General features: G+C 67.6%; 11 protein-coding genes. All 11 read left to right on the top strand.

The genetic code is table 11. The annotated features are described in order from the left end of the window. The first annotated feature begins 198 nt into the window (after positions 1–198). The 11 genes from HMPREF0975_RS06985 to purU all read left to right on the top strand — a co-directional run bounded on the left by HMPREF0975_RS06985 (position 199) and on the right by purU (position 7,901). Entirely contained in the window at positions 199–450 is a 252-nt protein-coding gene (locus HMPREF0975_RS06985; RefSeq protein ID WP_009233440.1) for a type B 50S ribosomal protein L31, read from the top strand. A gap of 64 nt (positions 451–514) precedes the next feature. Next, positions 515–637 (top strand): type B 50S ribosomal protein L36, encoded by a 123-nt coding sequence (gene ykgO / locus HMPREF0975_RS06980; protein ID WP_003782012.1) that lies wholly within the window; start codon positions 515–517, stop codon positions 635–637. Positions 638–925: 288 nt separating this feature from the next. Continuing rightward, positions 926–1,240, top strand: coding sequence for an urease subunit gamma (locus HMPREF0975_RS06975; RefSeq protein WP_009233439.1), 315 nt, complete (start codon positions 926–928; stop codon positions 1,238–1,240). Continuing rightward, positions 1,237–1,548, top strand: coding sequence for an urease subunit beta (locus HMPREF0975_RS06970; RefSeq protein WP_009233438.1), 312 nt, complete (start codon positions 1,237–1,239; stop codon positions 1,546–1,548). Before HMPREF0975_RS06975 ends, HMPREF0975_RS06970 begins: the two co-directional genes overlap by 4 nt. Before the next feature lie 17 nt (positions 1,549–1,565). After that, positions 1,566–3,278 (top strand): urease subunit alpha, encoded by a 1,713-nt coding sequence (gene ureC, locus HMPREF0975_RS06965; protein WP_009233437.1) that lies wholly within the window; start codon positions 1,566–1,568, stop codon positions 3,276–3,278. Positions 3,279–3,298: 20 nt separating this feature from the next. After that, a complete protein-coding gene (ureE, locus tag HMPREF0975_RS06960) occupies positions 3,299–3,790 on the top strand; it encodes an urease accessory protein UreE (protein ID WP_009233436.1) in 492 nt (163 codons plus the stop codon). Then, the gene (locus HMPREF0975_RS06955) at positions 3,771–4,514 is read left to right on the top strand and encodes an urease accessory protein UreF (protein WP_009233435.1); all 744 of its coding nucleotides are present in this window, start codon (positions 3,771–3,773) and stop codon (positions 4,512–4,514) included. Before ureE ends, HMPREF0975_RS06955 begins: the two co-directional genes overlap by 20 nt. Before the next feature lie 21 nt (positions 4,515–4,535). Then, positions 4,536–5,216: an urease accessory protein UreG gene (gene ureG, locus HMPREF0975_RS06950; RefSeq protein ID WP_009233434.1), complete on the top strand. Its 681-nt coding sequence runs from the start codon at positions 4,536–4,538 to the stop codon at positions 5,214–5,216. Further along, positions 5,213–6,028 (top strand): urease accessory protein UreD, encoded by an 816-nt coding sequence (locus tag HMPREF0975_RS06945; RefSeq protein WP_009233433.1) that lies wholly within the window; start codon positions 5,213–5,215, stop codon positions 6,026–6,028. Before ureG ends, HMPREF0975_RS06945 begins: the two co-directional genes overlap by 4 nt. Before the next feature lie 60 nt (positions 6,029–6,088). After that, positions 6,089–7,024 carry an urea transporter gene (locus tag HMPREF0975_RS06940; protein WP_009233432.1) on the top strand — a complete coding sequence of 312 codons (936 nt, stop codon included), beginning with the start codon at positions 6,089–6,091 and terminating at the stop codon, positions 7,022–7,024. A gap of 4 nt (positions 7,025–7,028) precedes the next feature. Further along, complete coding sequence (gene purU, locus HMPREF0975_RS06935; RefSeq protein ID WP_009233431.1) at positions 7,029–7,901, top strand: formyltetrahydrofolate deformylase; 873 nt, start codon at positions 7,029–7,031, stop codon at positions 7,899–7,901. Positions 7,902–8,526 lie beyond the last annotated feature (625 nt).

Here is an 8,526-nt window from a genome sequence, read left to right as displayed (position 1 = left end):
CACCGGAACCTCCCGGGTGCGCTTCCGCCAGATGGCGCTGCGCGGCGAGCTGCCGGGCATCGTCAAGTCCTCCTGGTAGCCGGGCGGGCTCAGCCACGGGGCCCGCGATCGCCAGGCGTCGAGGCCCGCCGCGGCTGCCCACTCTCACAGCACCCACCAATACCGACCACCCCAATCACCCATATCCGAGGAGCTCTCATGCGCCCGGGGATCCACCCCAGCTACCAGCCCATCGTCTTTCGCGATAAGTCGGCCGGCTTCGCCTTCCTGACCCGTTCGACTCTGACGTCGTCGGAGACCATCGAGTGGGAGGACGGCAACACCTACCCGGTCTACGACGTCGATGTCTCTAGCGCCTCGCACCCGTTCTGGACCGGCCAGGGCCGCATCCTGGACACGGCCGGTCGGGTGGAGAAGTTCGAGCGCCGCTACGGCAAGCGGACGCGCTAGTCGCGCAGGCGGGGCCCGGCGCCCGGACATCGCAGCACAGGAAGAGAGAGTTAAGGAGTCACTCATGAAGGTTCGCGCCTCGATCCGGTCCCTGGCCAAGCAGCCGGGGTCCAAGGTGGTCCGACGCCGCGGTCACACCTACGTCATCAACAAGAAGAATCCCCGCCTCAAGGCCCGTCAGGGCTGATCGGTCGAGGCCAATACCCCACCGGGCCGGGCTGCGCAGCAGAGCGCATCCCGGCCCTTCCTTTCCTCAGTATCGACGCCGGTCGATAAAGGATGCCCAACACTTCAACCGTAAGCACCACAATCCCGCAATGAAGCGGAAAACCGAGGAGGAGAACGCTCCCCCACGCTGTCGCCGATCGACCGGAAATATTCATGTAACACGCAAGGCATTGCCTATAAGCGTTCGTCACACGCGGACAAGCTCGCGCTTATGCGCCCGCTCCGAACCGTCTCTGGGAGAAGCCCGATGCACCTCACTCCTCGTGAGCAGGAGAAGCTACTCATCGTCGTCGCCGCAGACCTGGCACGAAGACGCAAGGACAGAGGGATCCGGCTCAACCACCCCGAGGCAGTCGCCTACATCACCGCTGAGATCCTCGAAGGAGCCCGAGAGGGGCGCACCGTCTCCGACCTCATGGCCTATGGCACCACCCTGCTGACCCGCGAGGACGTCATGGAGGGGGTCCCCGAGATGATCCGCGCGGTCCAGGTGGAGGCGACCTTCCCCGACGGGACCAAGCTCGTCTCCGTCCACGACCCGATTCGCAGGAGGCTGTCATGATCCCGGGCATGTACCGGCTCGCGAGCGGCACCATCACCATCAACGAGGACCTCCCCACCGTCGACCTCGACGTCCTCAACACCGGGGACCGCCCCATCCAGGTCGGTTCGCACTTCCATTTCGCCGAGGTCAACTCCGCGCTGTCCTTCGACCGGCAGGCCGCTCGCGGTTTCCGCCTCGATATTCCCGCAGGAACCGCCGTTCGCTTCGAGCCGGGCGACTCCAGGCCAGTCCACCTGGTGGCACTGGCCGGAGCGCGAAGGGTCTTCGGACTGGCAGGCAAGACGAACGGACCCATCCAGGGCTGAGAGCACAGGAGCACACCATGAGCAAGGAACTCAGCCGTCGGGAGCATGCCGCCCTGTACGGCCCCACCACCGGGGACGCCATCCGTCTAGCCGACACCGACCTCTTCGCCCAGATCGAGTGGGACCTGACCCATCGTGGCGACGAGGCCGTCTTCGGAGGCGGCAAGGTCATCCGCGACGGCATGGGCCACAATGGCCAGCGCACGCGAGACGAGGGCATTCCCGACACCGTCATCACCAATGCGATCATCATCGACCACACCGGCGTCTACAAGGCCGACGTCGCCATCCGCGACGGCGTCATCAGCGCCATCGGCGCCGCGGGCAACCCGGACATCATGGACGACATCGATATCGTCATCGGCACATCCACGGAGGTGATCGCCGGGGAGCACCGCATCCTGACGGCCGGGGGCATCGATTCTCACATTCACTTCATCTCCCCCACCCAGGTCGCCACCGCCCTGGCCTCAGGCGTGACCACCATGATCGGAGGGGGGACGGGCCCCGCCGATGGCACCAACGCCACCACGATCACGCCCGGGGCCTGGAACCTGGCCCGCATGCTCCAGGCCGTCGAGGACTTCCCGATGAATATAGGTCTGCTGGCCAAGGGCCACGCCTCCGCCCGGGAGCCGCTGGCCGAGCAGCTGCGCGCCGGAGCGGTCGGCTTCAAGATCCACGAGGATTGGGGCGCCACACACGCGGTCATCGACGAGGCGCTCAAGGTCGCCGACGAGTTCGACGTGCAAGTCGCCATCCACACCGACACTCTCAACGAGTGCGGTTTCGTGGAGGACACCCGCCGCGCCATCGGCGGACGTGTCATCCACACTTTCCACACCGAGGGCGCGGGCGGCGGCCATGCACCGGACATCATCACCCTGGCGCAGGACGCCAACATCCTGCCGTCCTCGACCAATCCGACACTGCCCTTCACGCGCAACACCGCCGAGGAGCACCTCGACATGCTCATGGTGTGCCACCACCTCAACCCCGCCATCCCGGAGGACGTCGCCTTCGCGGACTCGCGCATCCGCCCAGAGACGATCGCGGCCGAGGACGTTCTGCACGACCTGGGCGTGTTCTCCATGACATCGTCGGACTCCCAAGCGATGGGGCGCGTCGGTGAGGTCGTCATCCGCACCTGGCAGGTGGCCGACCAGATGAAGAAGGCGCGCGGCAAACTCGCCGGGGACCCGGAGGGCGGCGACAACCTGCGCATCAAGCGCTACGTGTCGAAGTACACGATCAACCCGGCCCGCACCAACGGGATCGACGAGGTCGTGGGCAGCGTGGAGGTGGGCAAGTGGGCGGACCTGGTGCTGTGGGATCCCGCCTTCTTCGGGGTCAAACCGAACCTGGTCCTCAAGGGAGGCCAGATCGCCTCGGCGGTCATGGGGGACGCCAACGCCTCGATCCCCACCCCCGAACCCACACTCATGCGCCCCATGTTCGGCGGCTGCGGGGCGGCACCGGCGTCGAACTCGATCACCTTCATGTCCCAAGCCGCCATCGAGGCAGGAGTGCCCCAGAGCCTAGGACTGCGCAAGAAGATCCGTCCGGCCCGCGGGGTCAGGCGGCTGACGAAGGCGGACATGGCCTTCAACGACGCCACTCCGGCGCTCACCGTCGATCCCGAGACCTACGAGGTCAGGGTCGACGGCGAGAAGGTCACCTGCGAGCCCGCCGAGGTCCTCGCCATGGCGCAGCGCTACTTCCTGTTCTGATCCCTCATCCTGGAGCCTTCATGATTATCGAGTCCATCGCAGGCAATATCCACGACTTCTCCCCCGAGGACCTCGAGGGCGTGCACGTCGAGAGTGTGATCCTCCCCCTGGCTGCCCTCACTAAACGCATCCAGCGAGTGCGCTCGGACCACGGCACCGAGCTCGGTATCCGGCTCGCACCGGGGGCACCGGACCTGTGTGAGGGAGACATTCTGCTTCGCAACGAACGCGGAATCGTCGTCGTGCGCCTGGAGCCCACCGATGTCCTCGTCATCGCACCCGCCACGGTGCGCGAGATGGGGGTCGTCGCCCACAACCTGGGCAACCGGCACTTGCCTGCCCAGTTCTTCGGACCGGATGACCCCTTCCCGGGGCTTGAGGGACATGACGGCGTCATGGTCATCCAGTACGACCACACCGCCGAGCACTACCTGGAGCACCTGGGGGTGCGCCATGCGCGGATGGAGCGGTCCATGCCCGTCCCCTTCCGCCATGCCGAACACACTCACTGACCCCTGCGCCCCGGAGTGGGGTGAGCCCGCACGCTGGCAGCTCCCGCTGGCCCAGCTGTGCGACTCCGCACTGCCCACGGGCGCCTTCTCCCACTCCTTCGGGCTGGAAACCTATATCTGCGACGGCATCGTCGACGGCGAGGCCTCCTTCATGTCCTGGCTGCGCGCGCTCGTGTCCACCCAGCTGACCTTCTCCGAGGGACTGGGGCTGCGGCTGGCCTTCGAGGCGGTGGCGGCGGACGACTGGGAGGCGATCGCCCGCCTCGACGACCTCCTCGTGGCTCAGGCGGTGCCGATCCAGGTGCGCCGTGCCGGGATCACGATGGGACGGCGGCTGCTCACCATCGCCCGTCTGGCACTGAGCGGCGCCGACGGCGACAGGCTGCTCAGCCGCTACGCGGCACTCGTGGACACCGGGGGCTGCCGCGCCCACCCCGCCATCGTGCTGGCGATCGCCGGCTATGCGCTCATGGCACCGCCGTCGGCGGTCACGGCAGCCTACCTCCAGTCCAGTGTGATCTCGCTGACGCAGAACGCCGTACGAGCCATCCCCTTGGGGCAGGACGCCGGTCAGCGCGCCATCGCCTCGGTGCGCGACGACGTCCGCGCCGCGGTCAGGCGGATCGGGACTCTTGACGAGATGGACCTGGGAGCGGCCGCGCCCGGGATCGAGATCAGCCAGATGCGGCACGAGCGACAACGCGCCCGCATGTTCATGTCCTGAAGAACTACTGAGGAGATACTCATGACAGCAACAGCCAGCCGGACTCTCGTTGATAGGCCCGGAGAGCAGGCCGCCCGCTCCCAGCATCCCGGCCCGATTCGTATCGGGGTGGGCGGCCCGGTGGGGGCGGGGAAGACCCAGCTCATCGAGCGGATCACCCGGGCCCTGAGCCGGGAGATCTCCATGGCCGCCGTCACCAACGACATCTACACGATCGAGGACGCCAAAATCCTCGCCGCTCAGGGAATCCTGCCGGTGGACCGCATCGTCGGGCTGGAGACCGGGGGCTGCCCGCACACCGCCATCCGCGAGGACACCTCCATGAACGAGGCGGCGATCGCCGAGCTGGTCGAGCGCCACCCCGACCTGGAGGTGGTGTTCGTGGAGTCGGGAGGCGACAACCTCTCGGCCACCTTCTCCCCCGAGCTCGTCGACTTCTCCATCTATGTCATCGACGTGGCCCAGGGCGAGAAGATCCCCCGCAAGGCCGGTCAGGGCATGATCAAGTCCGACCTGTTCGTCATCAACAAAACGGACCTGGCTCCTCACGTCGGCGCCGACCTGGCGGTCATGGAGGCCGATTCCAAGGTGTTCCGGGGTGACAGGCCCTTCTGCTTCACCAATCTCAAAACCGATGAGGGCCTGGATCACGTCATCGAGTGGCTCCGCCACGATGTGCTCATGACGGACCTGGAGTCGTGAGCACCACAGGCGAACTGCATCTGCGGATCGCCCGGGACGGGGACCGGAGTATCGCCGTGGACCAGTACCACCGGGGAGCATTGAAGGTGTTCCGCCCTCTGTACCTCGATGAGACCGGACAGGTGACCTACTACGTGGTCAATCCAGGGGGCGGGTACCTGGACGGCGACTCCTACCTTACCGAGATCGAGGTCGAGGAGGGGGCCTCAGCACTGCTGACCACCCAAGCGGCCACGAAGATCTACCGCACCCCCACCTGCCCGGTCCACCAGCACACCCGAATGAGCCTGGCTCCGGGGGCCGTACTCGAGCTCGTTCCCGACCAGGTCATCGCCTACAGGGAGTCCTCCTACCTACAGACCGCCCTCGTCGAGATGGATCCGACGGCGACCTTCATGTCCTTGGAGGTCCTCACCCCCGGTTGGGCCCCGGACGGTTCGGCCTTCGGGTATGACTCCGTACGGGTGCGCACCGATATCCGCGTCGGCGGCCGGTGCGCCGTCGTCGACAGCCTGCGCCTGGTCCCCGGCGAAACCGGTATGGCGGGCCTGGGAGCTCTGGAGGGGTACAGCCATCTGGCCTCCTTCACGGTCGTCGACGCCCGCGTCGATGCCGCGCTCGTCGCCGAGGTCGGCGAGCTGCTCGAGGCCGACGACGTGCGCGCCGGAGTGACGCGGGTGCCGGGTCCCGGACTCGTTGCCCGGGTGCTGGGTGACGACACAACCCGGCTGACCGGTCTCATGCTCGACATCAACGAGCTCGTGCGCGGCCGGTGGTTCGGCGCGCCGAGGCTCGACCTGCGCAAGTACTAGTGACGGCCCGCTCGCCTCGGCAGCGGGCATCTCCCGAATCTCCATCGATCGGAGCCCCTCATGCCTGAATCATCTGCTCATCAACCCCACCACCTGACTTCCCGACCGGACACCGCGGCCGTCCCATCGATCGTCTCGGTCGGCGTGAGCGCGCTCGGGCGCGGGGTCGGGCAAATCTTCCTCCAGCCCCATGCACTCACCGGAGTGCTCATCGTGGCCGGCATCGCCGTCTACTCACCACTCATGGCCCTCCAAGTGATCCTCGGGACGACAGTATCGACGGCGGCGGCACGGCTGCTGGACCTGCGAATCACCGATGGACTCCAGGGCTACAACGGGGCGCTGGTGGGAGCGGCGGCCTGGGCCGCTATGGGCGTTTTCTGGCCGGCGACGCTGCTCACCGTGGTCGGGGCGGCGGCGTGCCCCGCGGTCCACCGCGCTCTGGAGCGCGTTCTCGCCCCGGTCGGGCTCCCGGCGCTCACGGCTCCCTTTTGCATCGTCTCCGGCCTGCTGACCGCTCTGCTCAGGGCGATCGACGCGCCGATGGTGCCCGATCCGGCACCGGTCAGCGGGTCGACGGCGTGGCTGGTCCCGGAGGCGGTGCTGACGGGAGAGTCCCAGGTGGTGCTCGTCGACTCCTGGGTCGGCGGTGCGCTGATCCTGGCCGGGCTGTTCATCGCCAGTTGGAGAGTAGGAACGGCAGCACTGCTGGGTAGCGTCGTCGGAACGGCGGCAACGCTGGCGCTCGTTCCCGCCGGTCAGGCGGCGCACGGTCTGGGCGGGTACTCTCCGTGCCTGACGGCGATCGCGATCGGCGTCGTCCTCCTGCCTCCCGGGAGGCGGGCCTGGGTGCTGGCGGTCGCGGGATCAGTGCTGACCGTCGTCGTGGACCGAGTTTTCACGGAGATCCCGGTGCCGACCTACACCTGGCCCTTCATCGTGACCACCTGGCTGGTGCTCGCCGTCGTCAAGTGGCGCGAGCGCCGACTAGGCTGAGTCCATGGCTCACTCCACGGCGCAACCCGATTCTGCTGCCCACCTGGTCCTGTCCCTGTCCTGCCCCGACCGTCCGGGCATCGTCCACGCGGTCACCGGCACGCTGGCGCGCCGCGGCGGGAACATCACCGAGTCCAAGCAGTTCGGGGACTCCTCTACCGGTCTGTTCTTCATGCGGGTCCAGGTGCTGACCACCGTGCCGCGCGAGGAGCTGGAGAAGGACCTGGCCGAGCTGGCCGGGGATTACGAGATGGAGTGGAGCCTCGACGAGGTGGGGCGCGCCATGCGCACCCTCATCATGGTCTCCAAGGAGGGGCACTGCCTGACCGACCTGCTCTTCCGGGAGCGCAGCCAGGGGCTGCCGGTCGACGTCGTCGGCGTGGTGGGCAACCACGAGACGCTGCGGGACGTCGCCGAGTTCTACGGGGTGCCCTTCCACCACATCCCGGTCACCAAGGAGACCAAGGAGGCCGCCGAGGCAGAGCTGCTGGGGCTGGTGGACTCCCTCGACGTCGAGCTGGTGGTACTGGCCCGCTACATGCAGATCCTCTCCCCCGCCCTGTGCGAGCGGCTGCGCGGGGGCGTCATCAACATCCACCACTCGTTCCTGCCGTCCTTCAAGGGCGCGCGCCCCTACGCCCAGGCGCACGAGCGCGGGGTCAAGCTCATCGGGGCGACGGCGCACTACGTGACGGCGGACCTGGATGAGGGCCCGATCATCGAGCAGGACGTGACGCGGGCCGGCCACGAGGACTCGGTGGCCACGCTGCAAGCCAAGGGCCAGGATGTCGAGCGCCGGGTATTGGCGCAGGCAGTGCGCTGGCACACCGAGCACCGAGTGCTGCTCAACGGGCACCGCACCGTCGTCTTCTCCTGAGCACGCTGCCGGCCCCGCCGCCCGTATGCCGGGACGGCGATCCCACCACCTGCTCCTAAGTCGCCGCGCATTCTTCACCGAACCGGCGCAGTACTCCCGAGCGCCACAGCCGCTGCACCTGAGCCGTTGGCGGCTGGTTGTCCACACCCGGAACCACGTCCCATGGCAAGACCACCTGCTGACGGGCCACCATTGCTTCGGGCTAGGTGATGGGGCCCGTTGGGGGCGCCTGTTTCAGTTGCGTGATGGCTGCTGGATTCCTGCGAGGTCAGGGGGCGCCGATCCGCCCGTGGTGGGCGCTTCGGCGATAGTGCCCCGGGGGTTTTCCACAGGGCCGTGTCAAAGTCTGGCGGTCGGGGCGTGTGTGCAGGTAATGTCAATACACCGCTCGGACGGGCACTGCCGCCCGTCCCGGTGGTGTGAGGAGTTGTTTCGGTGGCGAGGAGGCTATCGGTGATGAGCACGTCCCTACGATCCCCAAGGCCTGTGCACTCGAGGCGACCCGCAGGCGAGTACGGGCGGTCCGGTTCTCGTCTGGGGCGCCGCCGGGCGGCCGCCGGTTTGGCGGTGGTATGCGTCCTGGCCCTGGGGGCGGCGGGCTGCGCGCTGAAGGACGCGCGGGCGG

Origin of the sequence: Actinomyces sp. oral taxon 849 str. F0330, from assembly GCF_000239715.1 — a bacterium.
Classification (GTDB): Bacteria; Actinomycetota; Actinomycetes; order Actinomycetales; family Actinomycetaceae; genus Actinomyces; species Actinomyces johnsonii.
This window is presented reverse-complemented; position numbering and strand designations above follow the sequence as displayed.

Excerpts from the sequence above, each read along its gene's own strand:
- HMPREF0975_RS06985 (WP_009233440.1), top strand. The coding sequence starts at position 199 with ATGCGCCCGGGGATCCACCCCAGCTACCAGCCCATCGTCTTTCGCGAT.
- ykgO (WP_003782012.1), top strand. The coding sequence starts at position 515 with ATGAAGGTTCGCGCCTCGATCCGGTCCCTGGCCAAGCAGCCGGGGTCC.
- HMPREF0975_RS06975 (WP_009233439.1), top strand. The coding sequence starts at position 926 with ATGCACCTCACTCCTCGTGAGCAGGAGAAGCTACTCATCGTCGTCGCC.
- HMPREF0975_RS06970 (WP_009233438.1), top strand. The coding sequence starts at position 1,237 with ATGATCCCGGGCATGTACCGGCTCGCGAGCGGCACCATCACCATCAAC.
- ureC (WP_009233437.1), top strand. The coding sequence starts at position 1,566 with ATGAGCAAGGAACTCAGCCGTCGGGAGCATGCCGCCCTGTACGGCCCC.
- ureE (WP_009233436.1), top strand. The coding sequence starts at position 3,299 with ATGATTATCGAGTCCATCGCAGGCAATATCCACGACTTCTCCCCCGAG.
- HMPREF0975_RS06955 (WP_009233435.1), top strand. The coding sequence starts at position 3,771 with ATGCCGAACACACTCACTGACCCCTGCGCCCCGGAGTGGGGTGAGCCC.
- ureG (WP_009233434.1), top strand. The coding sequence starts at position 4,536 with ATGACAGCAACAGCCAGCCGGACTCTCGTTGATAGGCCCGGAGAGCAG.
- HMPREF0975_RS06940 (WP_009233432.1), top strand. The coding sequence starts at position 6,089 with ATGCCTGAATCATCTGCTCATCAACCCCACCACCTGACTTCCCGACCG.
- purU (WP_009233431.1), top strand. The coding sequence starts at position 7,029 with ATGGCTCACTCCACGGCGCAACCCGATTCTGCTGCCCACCTGGTCCTG.